Genomic DNA, 18,193 nt, shown 5'->3' with positions numbered 1-18,193 from the left:
CTTTTGCTCTCTCCTATACTGTTTGAATTAATTGAAACATAGGCCACATAATTGTTACGTAAACTAAGATTATAAAACAAGCTAATAGAACAAAGAAAATAGGTTGTATTAATATAATAATCCGCATAATTTTCCGCTCCATGTCTTCAGCCGAAAATTCTGCATAAATTGTAAGGTCAGTTGCCAAAGATGTTGCATTTGTAGTCTTATTAAAAAGATTGGCTAGTTGATTATCGATAAATGGTAATTCTTTAAGCAAAGAATCGATGTATGACCCGTTGGTTAACTGTTCTGTCAATAATGTCGCATAGAAAGATATAATTGGGATTCTTTCTTGTTTACTCAAATTTTTTAACGTATCCTTAATTGGAAAACCCGCCTGAAGAAACATCGCTAAATGTGATGAGAAATAATAAGATGTTTGCATTTTCAAAAATGAATTCACTATTGGAATCCGTTTATAAAAATTAATTTGCTGTTCAATTGGGACTTTTCCTTTATAAAAATACCAAATGATACTGCTTAATAATAAAAGCAGAACTAATATGATGAATATGGTACTAACAAAATCGATTAAGATGATGGAATAATGAACTGTCTTTGATGATGAGGCATTTGACTTAAACAGTTCTAAAAAGGAAGGTAATACGGAATTTTTTAGGAAAATAAGCAGAACTATAAAAAAAGTACTGAGAATTATTGGATATCGAATAACCTGTGAAAATTTTTGTATATATGTTATTCGATGTTCGAACAAATGGATACATTTTTCGAGGCTGGATATTAAGTTACCGTTCACCCTGACAAAGTATAAATAGCTGACAATTACTTTATGAAAATCAAGTTTTTCCATCGCTTCATCCAAGGGAAGCCCCTTTTTTATCTTTTCAGCTAACATTTCTGATAAATTACAAATTTCTTTATCCCATTGCATTACTTCTAGTGCATCTAGAAGTGAATAACCATTTTTTAATAGGCGATGGAGACGTTTTAAAAAATGAAGTTGTGTCTGTTCCTTTAACTTGCGCTTAATAATTGTTCCCGTCATAAACTTCTTTCGATATGAATCCATACAAATAAGCCTTCTCCTTTAAATAATTAAATGTATGAAAGTTATTCATCTGTGTTTGTCCATTCCCTTTTATTGTCTCTTCTAAAAGTTTACCATCTAACAATTCAACAATTGCAGCACGTCGATTACTTTTTCCTTGCTTTTCTATCGGCAACAATTGAATGGCAGCGACCGCAATTAACGTTTGATTTAAATCTGTTCGTTGGATCCCCAAATCAATAAGTCGTTCAATTGTTCCTTGAGCATCTTTTGCATGTAAAGTACTTAATACTAAATGACCAGTTAAAGAAGCTTGAAAAGCAAATTCAGCTGTTTCTTGATCTCTAATTTCCCCGATCATTAATATATCAGGATCATGTCGCAAAGCAGCTTTAAGTCCAGTTTGATAAGAGACCCCTGCCATTTCATTTACTTCAACTTGTAAAACATCATCTAGCTTTTTTTCTACAGGATCCTCTAAAGTAATTGCTTGGAATGAATGGTCTTTTAACACTGACTCCAATAATGCATACATTGTTGTCGTTTTTCCACACCCTGTAGGACCAGTAAATAATATGATTCCTGAAGGATGAGAAAGCCAACTTTTCATTCTTCTACTTTGTGAGGGAAAGAGAAAAAGCTGTTCTAAAAGTAATTCTTTTTCTTGTGGTAATATTCGGATTGTCATACTCTCTGTTTTTATAAGTGGGAGTGTCGAAAGTCGTAAGGAAAAATTTTGCTTATTTTTATTTTGAAAAGGAAGCGTTCCATTTTGGGGTAAACGATTTTCACCGATATCCATACCCGAAGTAAATTTGAAATACGTAAGAATCTTTTGATATACGGAATAATTGATTGATTTTATGCGCTGGCGTTTACCTAAAACACGGAAATAGATGTGAATTTTATCTCTATTTGGAAGTGGATAAAAATGAATATCTGAGGCGTCGGTAGAACAAGCTTGTTCTAAAAGTTGTGTTACAAAGGTTGTTGCAGGATTTGACAATATACATCCTCCTTGTTACAACCCTATTTTCTTTATTCTCCATTATTCTACACCAATAGTAAGAAAATTTCAAACTTTTTTCGTAATAAACTAATGTATAATATATTTAAATACTCAAACAATATAGTTAAACTATAAAAAGGAATGATTCTAATTGTCTCACAATGAATATGTTAAATTTATGACGGAACAACTCGTTACGTACATGAATCAAACAAAAGATGAAAGAAAGAAAAACAAAAGAGAAAAGACCAATTATGTTGTTAGGAACAAGTGGTTCGGTCTTTTCCCATTTACCATTAAATTGTTGATGAAAAAACAATAACAGTAGTGTTATTCCCGATAAAATTGTAATGTGAATGGGTTATTTCTTTTTTCGTCTCCAATTACAGTTGATGGGCCATGACCAGGATAAACAATCGTATCATCCGGAAGTGTATATAAGTGTGTAACAATGCTGTTTGCAAGCTGATCGATACTACCTTCAGGCAAATCAGTTCGTCCGATACCACGGTTAAATAAAACATCGCCACTTACTATAAATTTTTGATCATTAAATATAAACGACACACTCCCTGGAGAATGTCCTGGTGTATGTACAACATCACAAGAAAAAGAACCAATCGTTAGTTTTCCAGGTGTTAATAATTTTTCTGGTTTCGTTGTGGTGAACCCTCCATTTAAAAAGAATGCTGAACGATTTAATGTTGCATTTTCTAGCCAATGTTGTTCGTACTCATGTAAGTAAACGTCAATTTCATATTTTTTCCTTAGTTCATCTACTGCACCAATATGATCAAAATGTGCATGAGTAAGTAAAATTGCTTGTGGCTTAAGTTCATGATCCTTTATATATTTTTCAATAATCTCAGCATCACCCCCCGGATCGACAATTAAACAGTTTTGTTCTTTACTTATGATGTAACAATTTGTTCCTAAAGGTCCTAAAGAAAATGTTTCAATTATCATTTTATACCTCCATACAATTTTGTTAATAAATTGTTCGATTTCTAAAAAGGAATATAACTCGACAAATTACTGGGGATACTATAAAATGAATTATAGTTAAGAAGTAATATTATATTATACATATGAGCAACCTTTTTTCATTTTAACATGTACATAAGGAGGATGTAACCAAAATGATTTTAGCAATCATTCTACTAATCGTTGCTTTACTATGTGTCGTATCCGTTCTAAGACAAGTTAAATTTAAAAACTATTTTGCATTAGCTTTCTCAGCGGTAGCCGCATTAAGCTTTGGATTTTTTTCAATTATGACGATTGTATGTACCCTAACCGATGCTGGTATATGTCCGTAATAATGACCAAAAGACTGTCTCCATTAAGATGACAGTCTTTTTTAATGCTTAGGAAATTAGTAAATTCTATAGCTGTGGATAGGTTTCGTTACAAAAATAGCCACGTCCAGCTCCAGAGCCCAGCGGCTAGTGTGTGTTTTCTTCACCTTACGATACGATAAAGAAGACTTGCCGATTGGCTTTAGACAGAGGATTAGTCGCCCTTATGTCCTTGGGCGAAAGTCAACATCGAATCAATAGGTAAAGGAAGGCCAGACTAACTTCGGCCTTTGCGGCCAATGTCGGTATACTCCTTTTGCGGGGGCATGTATCTTTTATCTCCTACGGTTCAAGTCCAGCACATACGCCGCTAAACGGGCGCTTCCGCCTTTGTTCTTTATTACGATTAATTTTCCTCAAATTGTATAAATCGAAATAAATCACCATATATTATTTGGTCTGAATACTCCAACTCTTGATTAACCTTTTCTTTTATAGGACTACATGGAGTTTCCTTTTCCCTTCCTTCCCCTTCAACCGCAATAATATCACCAGTTTTCCTATCATAACAAGTGTTGTTCGTGTATATATAATCATCACTAATAAAATTGCCATTTCGCTGGACAATAAAACCTTTACGGTCATCGTGAAAAAGATCATTACCAAAATAAATGTCATGAGATGTATCAATTCCTAGTAAGTGGAGTATTGTAGGTTTAAGGTCAATTTGACCTGCTATTTTTGACATAATCTCTCCTTTTCCATAACCCGGAATATGAATATACAAAGGTACACGTTGTAATTGTAAATAATCATAAGGCGTTATTTCTTCTTTTCCGAGATAACTTGCCATAGCCTTATTATGATTCGCACTAATACCATCATGATCTCCCATAATGATAATTATTGAATTATCGTATAGTCCTGAAGCCTTTAATTGAAGGAATAATTGTTCTATTGCCTCATCTGTATATCTTACTGTTGGAAAATAATTATTTAATGTAATTGAATTAGAATCATACGGTTCAAGCGAACGATCTCCCTCATCTAACTCAAATGGAAAATGATTTGTAATGGTAATCAACTTTGCATAAAATGGCTGATTCAACTCCCTTAAATAAGGAATCGTCTGAGTAAAAAACTCTTTGTCTTTTAAACCCCAACCAATTTCGTTTACTTCTGTTACGTCATAAAAATCTTTATCATAAAATTGTTCAATATGAAAACTTTCATACATTTGATTACGATTCCAAAAAGTATTTGTATTAGCATGAAAAACAATCGATTCATAGTTTTCACTTTTTAGAATTTCTGGCATGGCATGATAATCGTTTTGGGCGTGAGTAAAAAATACTGCTCCACCTGATAATGGATATAAAGAGTTTTCAGTTAAAAATTCGGAATCGGAAGTTTTTCCTTGGGATGTCTGATGATAAAAATTCTCAAAATAAAACGTGTCTTCATGATTGATTAAGCTATTTAAAAATGGTGTAATATCTTCACCATGTAATTGATTATTAATCACAAATGACTGAACAGATTCAGCTGAGATGAAAATGACATTTCTCCCTTTACCAACACCGAAAAGTTCGGATTTTTTATCATTTCTAACTTCATCATTAATATATTTGCTAATCGTTAAAACATCATTATCATCTGCTAGCACTCGCTGAGACCTCATTTTAGATTGGACGAAAACATCATAAATATGGAAATAAAATATCCCGATATTTTTAACTAAATATTCTCGATCAAATCCCCTTGATAATAATTGTGGACGCTCCACTTCAGCAAGCAAGAAGTTACCTGTTAACAGTAACAAGAATATTACTAGAGCGAAAGATTTTGTTCTTCTGCTATTTGCTTTAATATCATTAACATCAACTTTCTTACATAAAAACCAAATGATGAAAACATCTAAGAACAGTAGTATATCGTATATTTTAATTAGTGTTATAATACTGGTTGATAAATCCAAGAAGTTGCTTGTTTGAAATAGTTGAGGAATAGTTAGGAAATCAGTAAATGATCTGTAAAACAAGAGATTGAAGTAAATGATCAATGTACCGATTAAAGCACTATATTTAATAAAAGCTAGACGCCTCTCTGGACGTTCAATCCAAATACTTAACCCCAAAAAAATTATAGATGCAATGAATGGGTTAATAAAAATAATAAACTCTTGCAAGGCATTATCTATTTCAATTTGGAATAAAAAACGGTAAACAATATATGTCTTTAACCCAAATATAAAACTTGCAAGGAGAAAAAGCGGTAAATTCCTCCGCCTAGTATCCATGACTAAGCCTCCTAAGTTACTATATAGTAGTATTTTTCTTACCCTTTTTTTAAAATTTTAAACCTTATTATGTACTTAAATCTGAGATTTCCTTTTTTAAAATGAATATTGCGTTTTTATAAGTCATTACATCAATCAACTTTACTTCATATAAACTATTTAGTTCTGCATGCATTAATTCTAGATCACTAATTCTGTCTCCGGTGTAAATAAATACCCCAAATTGTTTTAATAAATTTCGGACGTCTAAAACTGTCTTCATTTCTTCACCACGCTTTTGTAAAGAATAAGTCAAATCCTTCATCATATAATGATACAAAAGAATTTTTAAAGGGTGTTGGACATGCATAAGTATATTATTTATTCTTGTTTTATCATATCATTTATTGGTTTATTTTTTATACTAAAAGGTAATTTTTCGGTAACGACAATGAAATATTTTCCGCTAGATGACAATGTATTTTTCGACAATGCTGAAACAAACATCAATTTTTTAAAAAGTACTGATGAAATAGAGTGGTCTGTCGAATCAACAAGTAGTGATGTCGCCTATTTACGACAAGATGTTTCGTTGCTCTATGAAAATGGAAAATTTAAAGGTGTTTTAAATAAGTGGCGACAAAATGTTGATCACCTTGATTTAAGTAAACACTTTATACAGTCAAACAGCAGCCTTCTACAAGCAATATCATTTCACCACGGAGAAATCCATTATCCAAACGATCAGATTTCCAGTATTCAAAAAATGACAAGTAATCAATTGTATTTTATAAGAGATAGTAATACTATTTATTCATTTCACGAACCAAGTAATGCGAATGAGAGAAAATGGGAAAGAGACCTCAACAAAATGACGCATCAACAATTAGATAATCACTGGACCAAACTGATCAATCAATTAGATATTGCAATAAAAGAATATGACAGTATCCCTTTAACAGAACTCGCACAATATGAAAATAAGCCCCTACCTGGACGTACAGAGGCCGAAACTAAAAAAATTATCGGACAACTTTGGGAAGGGTTATATAAAAATTATATCCTATTATTAAAGGAAGAAAAAAATCGACAAGATGAACATTATATGCCATTAATTTTATTGGCAAAGAATAACGATCACCTATTGGTTATATTTGAATTAAATAATAAAAACCAAAAACTTATTCAACAGATTTCTTAAATGTTATATATGCACATGTAAACCGTACAAAGCTAAATAAATTGCGATAAGAGAATAAAGCACGACGGAAACAATTTGCACAAAAATGTTCTTTTTATTAGGGACATATGTTATAGATGCGGCAATAAATCCCATAATTAATCCACCAACGTGTGCGCCCATATCTATTTGTGGAACTAAAAAACCAAATACAAGATTTATTGCTAAAATGAAAATTAAATTTTTACCCATTGTTTGAAAGAACAATCGTTTGTAAATTATGCCAAAAAATAATAATGCACCAAACAAACCAAATAACGCACCCGAAGCTCCTGCAGCCACATGGACATTAAAAGCAAAACTAGTCAATCCACCACCGATACCGGCTAAAAAATAAATAATAACAAACCGTGCCGTACCGAAAATTCTTTCGACTACTGTTCCTAAATAATATAGAGCAAGCATATTCATAAACAGATGTAGTGCACCAATATGTAAAAACATTGAAGAAACTATCCTCCACCATTCTCCTTCGACAATGGCAGGATTATACTTTGCTCCACTCTGAATTAAAGTTTCTATGTTTAAACTGCCGCCATTTAATTCAAGCATTAAAAACATAAATATATTCAATGCTATAAAAATATAAGTAAAACGTGGCTTACCAAATGTGAACACGTTCTCATATTGCTTTTTCTTTTCGTGTAACAAGTTGCTCATTTTAATTTTGTATAATGACACTTCTTTCTCTTGATCGTTTAAAGAAGGAAGTTCAGGTTCATTTTGAGCTTGTGAATTAATTTGATTTAAAAGACGAGTTTTTTCTTTTATAAAATTATCTTCAGTTAAATAGAAAACCTTCATTTTTAAAGGCTTTTTCTCTTTTAACTGCATTGGTTTTTTTAATAATTGCCAATCATCGACAGGTTCATGAGAAGTTATATAAACATTATAAATTTCAATATTTCTTCCAACAAAAAAACGCTTCATTGCTTTGACGCGTTGAAAAACGGATGCAATATCTGTTTTTAAATGGTTTTTCCAATCAAATCCTTTATGTATGAAACGAATTACTTTAGATACATTGCGTTCATACTTTTCGAGCCAAAGTTCATCTGTTTGAGGATTCATATGCAAAATTTCGTATTTATCTGTCGTAATGAGATCATATGCTAAACGGTACATATTATATTGCTCTGTGATATACATAAGACACCTCCTGTATCCATCATATCAAAATTCGAATCGTTATATGCAAAAACACGTTCATTTATTTGCTGATTTTAAAATTCCATTTTCCGTAACCATAAACTTAATTGGAATATCATGTGGCTCAGAAAATTCAAAAGATGTTAATTGTATATTACTAACTAGTGATAAAGTATTCTGTGTGAAACCAACTAAAAAACGATCGTAAAACCCTCCGCCAAACCCTATTCGATAACCTGAACGATTAAATACGATACCTGGCACAATTAATAATTCAATACTATCTTTAGAGATCTTTTTCGTTTTATCAACACGAGGCTCCAAAATGCCTCCATATCCAATTTCTACGTCCTTTTTCTGCTTGATACAGTAAAATTCCATTTCTTTCGTATTGTGATAACTTTTCGGAATACAAATGATTTTATTCTCTTTCCACGCCTGCATAATGATAGGTTCAGTATTCCATTCATAAGCTGTTGACCAAGTAATTCCAATAATATTTGCTTCTTTCCATAGTTTGGATGTATATAAATGCTTATATATTTTAAGTTGTATTGCTAATTTTTCTTCATGATCTAAGTTAGCTAATTGTTCAATCATATTATTACGCATTTGCTTCTTATCCACTTGTAAAAACACCTCATATATATTGTACCTTATCTGTCTTTGGAAATCGCTTGAAGGGACTATAAGAAAGACAATTAAAATAAAAAACTCCTAGCCATTAATATGGTAAGAGTTTCCACACTTTAAATTATTTCGTTTCACGATGCAATGTATGTTTTTTTAAACGTGGGCAGTATTTCATTAATTCAATACGCTCTGTATTATTACGGTTATTTTTTGTAGTAATATAGTTTCTATCTCCTGTTTCAGTACAAGCAAGTGTAATATTAACACGCATTTCTATCCCTCCAAATTCAATAAGTCAATATATAATTTACCCGTAATAATGATAACAGATACGCTATTTTCACGCAAATTTTAAATCTATTTATATTTTCTTAGCCAAAATAGTAATTTTCATAGTATAATGTTAAAGTAGATTGCAAGGAGGTATAAAAAATGGTTTATTTACTTGTATCAGTCGTTGTAATAGCATTAGTTTTATTCGCAAGTTCTTTTTTCATGTCTGATAAATTTAAGGAGTTAGAAGATCAACTTGAACAATTTTCAATTACTACGATGCAAGATACATATCAAATGAAGAAAAAACTTAAAGTTCTTGAAGAGGGGTTATTGACCGGGAATAATGATCAATCAACAACCAATGAAGTTCCTGAGTCGTTACAAGATAAGCCTTTGTTGATACAAAAAATATATCACCTTCATCAACAAGGCTATTCTCCAGAAGATATTTCAGAACAAACAGATTTAACAAGTCATGACGTTCAAACTATTCTTAAGTCCAATATTTAGATAATAAGGAGAATAATAATCATAATGAGATTACCAATACGCTTTTTTTCAATTGGGTTATTTACTGCGGGTATTCTATCTTTAGGTTTTTATTTCTTGAATGACAGTTCAAAAGAATCGATTGAAAATGTTGCAGTTGAAGATTTGATAGTACAAGTGGAAGAAAATGGATACCGAGTCATTACTGAAGACGAATTTATTTCATTTTCCATGTACGTTGATAGTATGAAGGAAGAGGAATCCAAAACTGCTTCAGCTAAAACAGAGAAAGAGAAAGATGCAGAGAAGGATAAAGAAAAAGATAAAGAGAAAGAGAAAGAAGAAGAAAAGTCAAAAGAAAAAGAAAAGGACACGAAAAAGAAAGACGACAAGGAAAAAGAAACAAAAAAGAAAAAAGAAGATAAAGTGAAAAAAGTTAAATTTACTATTAAAAAAGGAGATGTAACAGAAGATATTGCCGATACTTTAGTAGATAAAAAAATCCTCAAAAAGGATGAGCGTGACAAATTTATTAAATATCTAGAAGATAATGATTATAGCCCTTATATTCAACTTGGAACATTTGAAGTAACCAGTGAAATGAATATAAAAGAACTTGCGGAAACAGTTACTACTTATCCCAAGGATTAAAACAGGTAGGAGATTATTCTCTTGCCTGTTCTTTTTTATATAAAATGGTCTAAACAGGATTATCCCTATTTAGACCATAAAATTATTATTTATTCTTCATCATCTTTATTTTTTTCTGAACTGCGTTTCTCTTTTAATTCAAAATAAGTATCTAAAAGTCCTCGACCAATTTTGTGGTTTATTTGATTGCCAGTATTTTTACCTAATTGAGGAACGATAACTGCAAATGCGACCTCTGGATCATCATAAGGAGCATAACCAACCAACGATAAGTTTTCCACGTCTGCCGCTTTATAGCTAGTTCCATCATCCCGTTTTAGATACACTTCATTTTCCGCAGTTCCCGTTTTTCCTGCGGCACGGTAACTTGTACCAGCCCAATATTTATGACCAGTCCCACCAGATTCATTAAATGCTTTCCAAAAACCAGTTTGTACACGCTCAATATAACTAGGGTTGACGTCTATTTTATTTAATACTTTCGGATGAATTACTTGATCAACAGAGCCTAGCTCATTATTGTTAGATGGGTTTCTAATTTCTTTTACAAAACGGGGCTCTACCCGATACCCATCATTAGCGATTGTTGATACATATTGTGCAAGCTGCAACGTTGTGTACGTATCATATTGACCGATCCCATTATCCATGAGATTACCTGCTTTAGGATCGGTTCCTACAAAACCAGTTGATTCAAATGGAAAATCAATACCTGTTCTGATACCTAAACCGAACTGATTAAAGTAATTTCTCATTTTTTGTAAACCTTCTGTTGCACTTGCGCTTGTACTAGCATTATTTGGGAACGGATGTCTAAAATCTCCGCCCAAACGTAGTGCAATGTAGAACATGTAAACGTTAGAAGAACGTTTGAGTGCACCAGTATCATCTACCGCACCTAGTCGTGCATAAGAAGCTTTTCTCGGTGTTTGGGCGATCTGGATTGGACTGTCGTAAAATACATCTCCTGGATTAATTACTCCAGATTGTAGACCAGCGAGTACTGTTGCACCTTTTACAGTAGAGCCTGGTCGGTGTGCATCATATAATACTTTATGTGGTGTACTCTTATATTCTCCTGTTTCCCGATCATAATGCTGGCCACTTAAAGCCAAAATTTCTCCTGTTTTCGGATTCATTACGACAGCTAATGCATCTTCTAACCAGTGATTTCCGCTACTTTTAGCAGCCTTTAACTCCTTTAAAACAATCTCATCTACTAACTCTTGATATTCCATATCCATTGCAAGAACTAAGTCTTTTCCTCTTTCTCCAGGGACAATAATATCAGAACCAATGATGTCTCCATTTTTTGTTGTTGTATATTGAACTTGTTCTTTTCTACCTCGAAGGACATCTTCATATTGTTCTTCAAGACCACTTTTACCTACCCTGTCATTTCGGTTGTAACCCCTCGTTAAATAATAATCCTCTTTTTCAGCAGGTATTCCCTGTTCTTGTGAAGTTATTGAGCCAATAATTGACTTTAGGGTATCACCATAAACATATTTTCGTTCCCAATCTGTAGATGCGTTAATTCCTGGAAGCTCACTTAAATTTTCTGCAATTTCCGCATATTCCTGAACGGAAATATCCTTATTTTTGATCACTTCTGGAGTAAGTGAATATGCCTTATCTAATTCACGTTTAATCGCGATCACTTGTAGTTGGTCATCCGTAAAATTAGCGATTTCCTCATCCGTAATTCTTTTGAGCATAAGGTCATATTGTTCAATATCATCCAATTCTTCTTTTTCCTTGTCAGTTAATCGTTCAACTGCTTTATCTATATTTTTTAAATACCAATACTCTTTTTTATTACGTTCAGTAATTTTTTTAAGAACTTTATCATCAACGATAAGAAAATTTGTTAGTTCTTCTGCTAATTTAAGTTTATCTTCTGCCTGTACTCTTTTCGGAGGTGTATACGTAATCGAATAAAGCGGCTTGTTATCCACTACTATTTCTCCATTACGGTCAAAAATTTTTCCTCTTGGAACAGGAGATCTTGATATATCCTTAATTGTCCGATCGATTTCTTTTTGAAAACTTTCCCCTTGTAAAATTTGTACTACTCCTAGCTGCACAACAAGTACAGAGAATAGGATAAATACGACAAAAAATATTATGTTTATACGTAAGGGAATTCGTGACACATTCTTTTTCTTATTTACCATTAGCAATTCCCCCTTGTAATTTTAATCTCACCCAAATAATTATAGCATATCTTGGCGGATATTTAATCATTACGAGGAAATTATTTTGCTTATTTCTGATAAGTTAAACGAACTTTATTCATAAAGATAAATATAAATAAGTAGGTGTTACTAAATATCCCTAAAAGAATCGGTATAATATTAGGGTTTTTATAAATAGACATTGAAATTATAAAAATAAGAATTGAAAAAACACGTCCGATATTGACAAATATTTCAAGTGCAACAACATATTCAATTCTTAACTCTTTCGCGTACTTGCTTGTACCAATTACATCGTATGCCATGGAATTAAATGGGACATTAATAATCGGATATCCAATCCCGATAATAATTGCGTAAATGATTAAATGTACATATGTCAAATCAAATAAAATAATATATACTGAAAAGCTGATGATTAAACTGCCAATGAAAATAGCTTTTTTTCGCATGTTAGGATTTATAATTTTTGTTACGAGTAAATAAAAGATAAACGAAAAGGCGCTTAAACATAAATTAAACATACCTATTGCAAATTCACTTTTTGTTACTAGAAATATCCAAATCGTAACAATAAAAACGAAAAGCCCTTCCCGCATACCTTGAAATATATTAGATTTAATAACATTATTCCAGTTCTTATTTTCCCGCATTTCTCTAATAACCGTTAAAAGTCCATATTTCCCCTCCGCATTTCTTCTTTTTATAAAGAAACTACAAATAACTGCAAGGATAAATAAACCAAATGAAATTGAAAAAATCGTCATGTAACCAATATTCGTTTTTAATTTTGAAATGATAGCTCCAGCTAGTACTGGTCCTATCATGCCACCTAACGATTCAAGACCTCCCATAAATCCATTAAAAAAATCCCTCGTCTCAGGTTCAGTTATTTCAAAGGTTAAAACATTAAATGCTAACCAGTAAAAGCCATATCCCACCCCTAAGAGACAACCAAGTAAAAAGTTATAGGTAGATGCATGATCACCAATGATTAATACGGTAAGAAAAAATATAGATAAAAATGTTACTCCTAAACGAAGAACTATAATACGATCAATTTTTTTCGCTAGTTTACCTGCAATTATAAAAGTGATTGGCTGAAAGATAAATATAGCTAAATTGTAATTGGCAATCGTCAGAAAATCATTCGTTTGTCTCCATAAAAAAACATTTACAAAAGTATTAGATAAAAATATTCCTAATGAATATAAACCACCAATTACTAATAACAAAATGAGATCTCTGTTCATTTCATCCTTTTCTAAAAAATACGTAGTTAGCTTCCACATATATCAAAGCGCTCCTTTAGTAATAATAGTGTGAACAACTAAAGAGCGAGATATGTAATAAATTTAAATAAAAAAGACCAAAGGAAAATCCCCCTTTGGTCTTCTGTTAAAATTATTTTGCGTCATTATAGTTTTTAGTTACTTCATCCCAGTTCACTTTGTCCCAGAATGCTTTTGCATATTCTGGACGTCTGTTTTGATATTTCAAGTAATATGCATGCTCCCAAACGTCTAGACCTAAAATTGGTGTTTTACCTTCCATTAATGGTGAGTCTTGGTTAGGTGTGCTTGTTACTTCAAGCTCACCATTATTAACAACCAACCAAGCCCAGCCAGAACCAAAACGTGTAGCAGCAGCTTTTTCAAATTCTTCTTTAAAGTTATCAAAGCTACCAAATTTATTATTTATTTTATCCGCAAGCTCGCCACTTGGCGCACCGCCACCCGAAGGAGAAAGAATTTTCCAGAATAGACTGTGGTTCGCATGACCCCCACCATTATTTCGTACAGCAGTACGGATATCTTCTGGTATCGCATTTAAATCGCTAATAAGGTCTTCAATTGATTTACTTTGTAGATCACTGTTTCCTTCTAAAGCGTTATTTAGGTTTGTTACGTAAGTGTTATGATGCTTAGTGTGGTGAATATTCATCGTCTCTTTATCAATCGTAGGTTCTAATGCATCATAAGCATATGGAAGTTCTGGTAATTCAAACTTTGACATATGTAATCCTCTCCTTTAATTTTATAATCTTTATATGTAAAGGTTATCAAAGCTTTGTAAAAGGTGCAAATCTTTAGCTTTGTCCTCAATAAAAATGAAATAAAAAAACAAGCTATTATCATATGCTTGTTTATTTGGCAGATAGGAAAATATAAAACTTTCTTGACTCGCATAAGTGCAGCTAAAGCATTCGCTATTAAAGGCATGCACTCTAGAGTATACGTGCAACCTCACCTCTGTCTTTCGCCATTACGGCTCTAATGAAGGCCGACTAAGAACAGGCTTTGCGCCTAACGTCAGCATACCCCTTTGAAAGGGCATGTTTTCTTTAACGAATACCAAGTTTTCTAATATGGCTCGAGACGGAATCGAACCGCCGACACAAGGATTTTCAGTCCTTTGCTCTACCGACTGAGCTATCGAGCCTCAAACTATGTATTTAATTTATATGGAGGAGGAAGAGGGATTCGAACCCCCGCGGGCTTTGACACCCCTGTCGGTTTTCAAGACCGATCCCTTCAGCCAGACTTGGGTATTCCTCCGAGTGATTTAAGTGGACCCTGCAGGACTCGAACCTGCGACCGATCGGTTATGAGCCGATAGCTCTAACCAACTGAGCTAAGGGTCCTTATAAGTAGCGGCGGAGGGGATCGAACCCACGACCTCACGGGTATGAACCGTACGCTCTCGCCAGCTGAGCTACGCCGCCATATGGCTCCACAGGTAGGGTTCGAACCTACGACCGATCGGTTAACAGCCGATTGCTCTACCACTGAGCTACTGTGGAATAAGATTAATATAAAGGTTAATTTATTTGTAACTGATACGCTTAGTGGTCTCGTCGTGCTGTCACACTCCTCGCAGGCCTATCCACGTTAATTCAAATAATATGATTATTAAGATCCGGCTTGCTCTACCACTGAACTACTTTAAAATTAGAAAAACGATAATTGTTTGTTTTTATGCGTCCATTGGCTATTATAATAGATAAATTATCAGTTTGTCCAATAAAACAACAAACTCTTTTTACTGCCTAAAAGAAGAGTCAAAAAACAAACGACAAAATATAATATACCATGCACATTATATCTTGTCAACACTTTTTTGAAAGAATTTTAACCAAGAATTTTAACCATTTAAAACTTCTTCTGCAATATTTACAGCATGATCTCCAATTCTTTCTAAATTACTTATAATATCGACAAATACGATACCGGCAGAACCAGTACATTGTCCTTCATTCATTCGGATTATATGTCTCTTACGAAAACTTCTCTCCATTTTATCAATTTGATCTTCTTTTTGAACTACCGCTAACGCTTCTTCTCTATCCATTAATTCAAGAGATTTTATCGCTTGATTTACTGTGGAAATTGTTAAATCAAACATTTCATGGAGATCTTCATGTGCATGTTCCGTTAAATTTATTTTATTTGTTATTTTATATTGTATCAGTTCTAAAATATTCTCAAAGTGATCTCCAATTCGTTCAATGTCACGAACAGTATCCATTAACGCAGTATGTTTGGAACTGTCTGCCTCTGATAACGTCTTGCTTGAAATGTTTACTAAATAATTCGTTATTTCCTTGTCAAGATTATTCAAAGCACCTTCAATTTGCATTGCCATCTCAGAATGTTTTTCTTGTTGCGTCATGACATATAAGCTTGTTTCTTCTAGACCTTTCACACTGTATTCACCCATACGAATAATCTCAGATTTGGCCTGATCTAGTGCCACAGTAGGAGATTGTTCGATAAAAATTGGATCTAAGTGCTTTGGTTTGTATTCTATTGTCACATCTTCTCCTGGGATTATCTTTGTAACGATCCATGCTAAAGCACCGATAAAAGGGAACTGGATAATCGTGTTTGCAACGTTAAAACTTCCGTGAGCAAAGGCTATCGTCATTTCTGGATTTAGGTTAAATGTATTTTGTAAAAACGTTACATAACTAACAAAGAGTCCTAAAAAAATCATAAATATAACTGTTCCGATAATATTAAAAGTAACATGGGTAAAAGCAGCTCTTCTTGCAGCAACAGAAGTACCTATTGATGCTAATACTGCCGTTATCGTTGTCCCAATATTATCACCAAAAAGAACCGGTATTGCTGCATCTAAAGTAATTGCACCTTCTGAAAATAATCCTTGCAAAACACCGACTGTCGCACTGGAACTTTGAACGATAAGTGTGAAGACTGTCCCAATTACTACTCCTAGGATAGGATTATCACTCATATTTAACGTTAATTCATGAAAAGCTTCTAAAGATCGTAAAGGCTTCATTCCATTGCTCATTAATTCCAAACCAAAAAATAATGCACCAAACCCAAAAATAGCTTGTCCAATCACATTTACTTTTTGACTTTTAAAGAAAAATATCATAAAACAACCAATTGCAATAATTGGTAATGCATATTCTCCAATATCTAAACCAATAATGAAAGCAGTAATGGTAGTACCGATATTAGCTCCCATAATGACCCCGATTGCTTGACGTAATGTCATAAAACCGGCATTTACTAATGCAACCGTTAATACCGTTGTTCCTGAACTGCTCTGGATAAGCATGGTAACAAGCATTCCAGCAAGTACACCTAGAAATGGATTACTTGTAAATCGATCCAAAATATCACGTAGTCTGTCACCAGCAAATTTTTGGAGACCATCCCCCATGAATTTAATTCCTAATAAAAAAATCCCTAAACCACCAATAAATTCAAAAATGATGGATTGTAAGTCGATTGAATCTGTCAATTGTTAATCATCTCCGAGAGGCATATTAATTATACATACAGTCCTATTATTAAGAAATATTTAATAGATGTAAAGGGTAATTCGGATATTTAACATTAAATTTACATTGATATTTTTAGATTTCCTTCACTAAAATTCGAGTTCCATCTACTTCCGTAACTTGTACCACTGTCCCCTTTTTTATCCATTGGGCGTTTGAAATAGCACTGTAATCTTTTCCGTCAATAGCAATCGTTCCCACTGGTCTTAAATCAGTTAATGTAGTACCTGTTTTGCCCACTAATTGCACATAGTTCTCGTTTAATGAAGAATAGCCTGCTTCTTTTGTCAACCGATCTTTTAAAGCAATTTTACTCCACATATTTCTTCTTTTAAATACTTTCAGAAATGTGAAAGACAACGCACCTCCAAGAATTACGCCTATTACTGCATACAGACCTGCAAAGAAATTCGGGGCTGTAAGAGCAACAGATAGTATCATTCCTGCAAGTCCAAGTGTCGCTAACGTGCCGTCATTAATTAATTTTCCATCAATAAAAATTAGTAATAGACCAACAAAATAAATAATAAGCATAATAACAATGGTAGTCGGTTCTGTCAGGAACATATAAAAATAATATACGGTAAAGATTATTCCAAGTACGGCAAAAACACCGCGCATATTTACGAGAATTTCACCTAGTAAGAATAATGTTCCCAATCCAATAATAATCAAACCAATCCAATCAGAAGACATAATTGCTTCCATTATAAACTCCTCCCTACTCAAAATTTTTTAAGGTGGTATATTCTATGTTTACCTTTAAAAAAATTTGCCTTTATATTTGTATTATACTGTTAATTCTCAGTTTGTATAATGATATTCAAAAAGGAACTAACAATAAAACGAATGAATCTTCTACAATGGATGATCAAGGTATTAATAAAAATATACCTGTTGTGAAAATCAAAGTCGAAGCAGGTGATACTATATTGTCTGTCTCAGAAGAGCTTAATGGTGAAAAATTAAATCAAATCAAAATTGAAGATATATTAGATGATTTCAATTCAGTAAATCCTGAAGTTACCACAATTGAATTAACTCCTGGTATGTATTATTATTTCCCAACTTATTAAAAAAGGCTGAAGAATTTAGCTTCAGCCTT

The 18,193-nt window shown here is 32.9% G+C and carries 19 protein-coding genes and 5 tRNA genes; 6 read left to right on the top strand and 18 right to left on the bottom strand.

Going from position 1 to position 18,193, the window contains the following annotated elements; translation table 11 throughout:
• Positions 1–13 precede the first annotated feature (13 nt).
• Positions 14–1,072: a competence type IV pilus assembly protein ComGB gene (gene comGB / locus SPD89_RS05030; protein WP_336260868.1), complete on the bottom strand. Its 1,059-nt coding sequence runs from the start codon at positions 1,070–1,072 to the stop codon at positions 14–16.
• Positions 1,029–2,057 (bottom strand): competence type IV pilus ATPase ComGA, encoded by a 1,029-nt coding sequence (gene comGA, locus SPD89_RS05025; RefSeq protein WP_336260867.1) that lies wholly within the window; start codon positions 2,055–2,057, stop codon positions 1,029–1,031. The genes comGB and comGA overlap by 44 nt, the downstream gene beginning before the upstream one ends.
• A gap of 154 nt (positions 2,058–2,211) precedes the next feature.
• Here comGA and SPD89_RS05020 point away from each other — a divergent pair, with 154 nt between their 5' ends.
• Positions 2,212–2,382: a YqzE family protein gene (locus SPD89_RS05020; protein ID WP_336260866.1), complete on the top strand. Its 171-nt coding sequence runs from the start codon at positions 2,212–2,214 to the stop codon at positions 2,380–2,382.
• 8 nt (positions 2,383–2,390) lie between these two features.
• On the opposite strand, the gene SPD89_RS05015 is transcribed toward SPD89_RS05020, so the two are convergent.
• A complete protein-coding gene (locus SPD89_RS05015; protein ID WP_336260865.1) occupies positions 2,391–3,026 on the bottom strand; it encodes an MBL fold metallo-hydrolase in 636 nt (211 codons plus the stop codon).
• 173 nt (positions 3,027–3,199) lie between these two features.
• Between SPD89_RS05015 and SPD89_RS05010 the strand changes: the two genes are divergently transcribed.
• Entirely contained in the window at positions 3,200–3,379 is a 180-nt protein-coding gene (locus tag SPD89_RS05010) for a DUF2759 family protein (RefSeq protein ID WP_336260864.1), read from the top strand.
• 385 nt (positions 3,380–3,764) lie between these two features.
• Here SPD89_RS05010 and SPD89_RS05005 read toward each other — a convergent pair whose 3' ends face one another.
• Together SPD89_RS05005 and SPD89_RS05000 are read right to left on the bottom strand one after the other, a co-directional pair.
• Positions 3,765–5,657, bottom strand: coding sequence for an LTA synthase family protein (locus tag SPD89_RS05005; RefSeq protein ID WP_336260863.1), 1,893 nt, complete (start codon positions 5,655–5,657; stop codon positions 3,765–3,767).
• 67 nt (positions 5,658–5,724) lie between these two features.
• Positions 5,725–5,919, bottom strand: coding sequence for a YqgQ family protein (locus SPD89_RS05000; protein ID WP_336260862.1), 195 nt, complete (start codon positions 5,917–5,919; stop codon positions 5,725–5,727).
• 81 nt (positions 5,920–6,000) lie between these two features.
• On the opposite strand from SPD89_RS05000, the gene SPD89_RS04995 reads away from it, so the two are divergent.
• Positions 6,001–6,837 carry a hypothetical protein gene (locus tag SPD89_RS04995; RefSeq protein ID WP_336260861.1) on the top strand — a complete coding sequence of 279 codons (837 nt, stop codon included), beginning with the start codon at positions 6,001–6,003 and terminating at the stop codon, positions 6,835–6,837.
• A 3-nt stretch (positions 6,838–6,840) separates the two neighbouring features.
• Here SPD89_RS04995 and SPD89_RS04990 read toward each other — a convergent pair whose 3' ends face one another.
• From SPD89_RS04990 to rpmG, 3 genes are all read right to left on the bottom strand, one after another.
• Positions 6,841–8,025 (bottom strand): rhomboid family intramembrane serine protease, encoded by a 1,185-nt coding sequence (locus SPD89_RS04990; RefSeq protein ID WP_336260860.1) that lies wholly within the window; start codon positions 8,023–8,025, stop codon positions 6,841–6,843.
• A gap of 57 nt (positions 8,026–8,082) precedes the next feature.
• Complete coding sequence (locus SPD89_RS04985) at positions 8,083–8,652, bottom strand: 5-formyltetrahydrofolate cyclo-ligase (RefSeq protein ID WP_336260859.1); 570 nt, start codon at positions 8,650–8,652, stop codon at positions 8,083–8,085.
• A 127-nt stretch (positions 8,653–8,779) separates the two neighbouring features.
• Positions 8,780–8,929, bottom strand: a complete 150-nt coding sequence (gene rpmG / locus SPD89_RS04980) for a 50S ribosomal protein L33 (RefSeq protein ID WP_110395404.1) — start codon at positions 8,927–8,929, stop codon at positions 8,780–8,782.
• A gap of 161 nt (positions 8,930–9,090) precedes the next feature.
• Here rpmG and SPD89_RS04975 point away from each other — a divergent pair, with 161 nt between their 5' ends.
• Entirely contained in the window at positions 9,091–9,444 is a 354-nt protein-coding gene (locus tag SPD89_RS04975) for a hypothetical protein (protein WP_336260858.1), read from the top strand.
• 24 nt (positions 9,445–9,468) lie between these two features.
• Entirely contained in the window at positions 9,469–10,074 is a 606-nt protein-coding gene (locus SPD89_RS04970) for a hypothetical protein (protein ID WP_336260857.1), read from the top strand.
• Positions 10,075–10,163: 89 nt separating this feature from the next.
• Here the strand turns inward: SPD89_RS04970 and SPD89_RS04965 are convergent, their stop codons facing one another.
• From SPD89_RS04965 to SPD89_RS04920, 10 genes are all read right to left on the bottom strand, one after another.
• Complete coding sequence (locus SPD89_RS04965) at positions 10,164–12,251, bottom strand: peptidoglycan D,D-transpeptidase FtsI family protein (protein ID WP_336260856.1); 2,088 nt, start codon at positions 12,249–12,251, stop codon at positions 10,164–10,166.
• An 89-nt stretch (positions 12,252–12,340) separates the two neighbouring features.
• Positions 12,341–13,564, bottom strand: coding sequence for an MFS transporter (locus tag SPD89_RS04960; RefSeq protein WP_336260855.1), 1,224 nt, complete (start codon positions 13,562–13,564; stop codon positions 12,341–12,343).
• A gap of 112 nt (positions 13,565–13,676) precedes the next feature.
• Complete coding sequence (locus tag SPD89_RS04955) at positions 13,677–14,288, bottom strand: superoxide dismutase (RefSeq protein ID WP_336260854.1); 612 nt, start codon at positions 14,286–14,288, stop codon at positions 13,677–13,679.
• Positions 14,289–14,641: 353 nt separating this feature from the next.
• Positions 14,642–14,714, bottom strand: a tRNA-Phe gene (locus SPD89_RS04950).
• 23 nt (positions 14,715–14,737) lie between these two features.
• Positions 14,738–14,830 (bottom strand) — tRNA-Ser (locus SPD89_RS04945).
• 12 nt (positions 14,831–14,842) lie between these two features.
• A tRNA-Ile gene (locus SPD89_RS04940) sits at positions 14,843–14,916 on the bottom strand.
• A gap of 7 nt (positions 14,917–14,923) precedes the next feature.
• A tRNA-Met gene (locus SPD89_RS04935) sits at positions 14,924–14,997 on the bottom strand.
• A 3-nt stretch (positions 14,998–15,000) separates the two neighbouring features.
• Positions 15,001–15,075, bottom strand: a tRNA-Asn gene (locus tag SPD89_RS04930).
• Positions 15,076–15,416: 341 nt separating this feature from the next.
• Positions 15,417–17,048, bottom strand: coding sequence for a Na/Pi cotransporter family protein (locus SPD89_RS04925; RefSeq protein WP_336260853.1), 1,632 nt, complete (start codon positions 17,046–17,048; stop codon positions 15,417–15,419).
• Positions 17,049–17,163: 115 nt separating this feature from the next.
• Entirely contained in the window at positions 17,164–17,796 is a 633-nt protein-coding gene (locus tag SPD89_RS04920; RefSeq protein ID WP_336260852.1) for an NfeD family protein, read from the bottom strand.
• 44 nt (positions 17,797–17,840) lie between these two features.
• Between SPD89_RS04920 and SPD89_RS04915 the strand changes: the two genes are divergently transcribed.
• Positions 17,841–18,164 carry a hypothetical protein gene (locus SPD89_RS04915; RefSeq protein WP_336260851.1) on the top strand — a complete coding sequence of 108 codons (324 nt, stop codon included), beginning with the start codon at positions 17,841–17,843 and terminating at the stop codon, positions 18,162–18,164.
• Positions 18,165–18,193: the final 29 nt, after the last annotated feature.

The organism is Pseudogracilibacillus sp. SO30301A, from assembly GCF_037072025.1.
Classification (GTDB): Bacteria; Bacillota; Bacilli; order Bacillales; family Amphibacillaceae; genus Pseudogracilibacillus.
The sequence above is the reverse complement of the archived record's forward strand: the minus strand, read 5'-3'. Positions and strand labels throughout refer to the sequence as shown.

What these genes read in the sequence shown, in the direction of transcription:
- comGB (WP_336260868.1), bottom strand. Translation starts at nt 1,072, where the DNA reads ATGGATTCATATCGAAAGAAGTTTATGACGGGAACAATTATTAAGCGC.
- SPD89_RS05015 (WP_336260865.1), bottom strand. Translation starts at nt 3,026, where the DNA reads ATGATAATTGAAACATTTTCTTTAGGACCTTTAGGAACAAATTGTTAC.
- SPD89_RS05010 (WP_336260864.1), top strand. Translation starts at nt 3,200, where the DNA reads ATGATTTTAGCAATCATTCTACTAATCGTTGCTTTACTATGTGTCGTA.
- SPD89_RS05005 (WP_336260863.1), bottom strand. Translation starts at nt 5,657, where the DNA reads ATGGATACTAGGCGGAGGAATTTACCGCTTTTTCTCCTTGCAAGTTTT.
- SPD89_RS05000 (WP_336260862.1), bottom strand. Translation starts at nt 5,919, where the DNA reads ATGAAGACAGTTTTAGACGTCCGAAATTTATTAAAACAATTTGGGGTA.
- SPD89_RS04995 (WP_336260861.1), top strand. Translation starts at nt 6,001, where the DNA reads ATGCATAAGTATATTATTTATTCTTGTTTTATCATATCATTTATTGGT.
- SPD89_RS04990 (WP_336260860.1), bottom strand. Translation starts at nt 8,025, where the DNA reads ATGTATATCACAGAGCAATATAATATGTACCGTTTAGCATATGATCTC.
- rpmG (WP_110395404.1), bottom strand. Translation starts at nt 8,929, where the DNA reads ATGCGTGTTAATATTACACTTGCTTGTACTGAAACAGGAGATAGAAAC.
- SPD89_RS04975 (WP_336260858.1), top strand. Translation starts at nt 9,091, where the DNA reads ATGGTTTATTTACTTGTATCAGTCGTTGTAATAGCATTAGTTTTATTC.
- SPD89_RS04970 (WP_336260857.1), top strand. Translation starts at nt 9,469, where the DNA reads ATGAGATTACCAATACGCTTTTTTTCAATTGGGTTATTTACTGCGGGT.
- SPD89_RS04965 (WP_336260856.1), bottom strand. Translation starts at nt 12,251, where the DNA reads ATGGTAAATAAGAAAAAGAATGTGTCACGAATTCCCTTACGTATAAAC.
- SPD89_RS04960 (WP_336260855.1), bottom strand. Translation starts at nt 13,564, where the DNA reads ATGTGGAAGCTAACTACGTATTTTTTAGAAAAGGATGAAATGAACAGA.
- SPD89_RS04955 (WP_336260854.1), bottom strand. Translation starts at nt 14,288, where the DNA reads ATGTCAAAGTTTGAATTACCAGAACTTCCATATGCTTATGATGCATTA.
- SPD89_RS04920 (WP_336260852.1), bottom strand. Translation starts at nt 17,796, where the DNA reads ATGGAAGCAATTATGTCTTCTGATTGGATTGGTTTGATTATTATTGGA.
- SPD89_RS04915 (WP_336260851.1), top strand. Translation starts at nt 17,841, where the DNA reads ATGTTTACCTTTAAAAAAATTTGCCTTTATATTTGTATTATACTGTTA.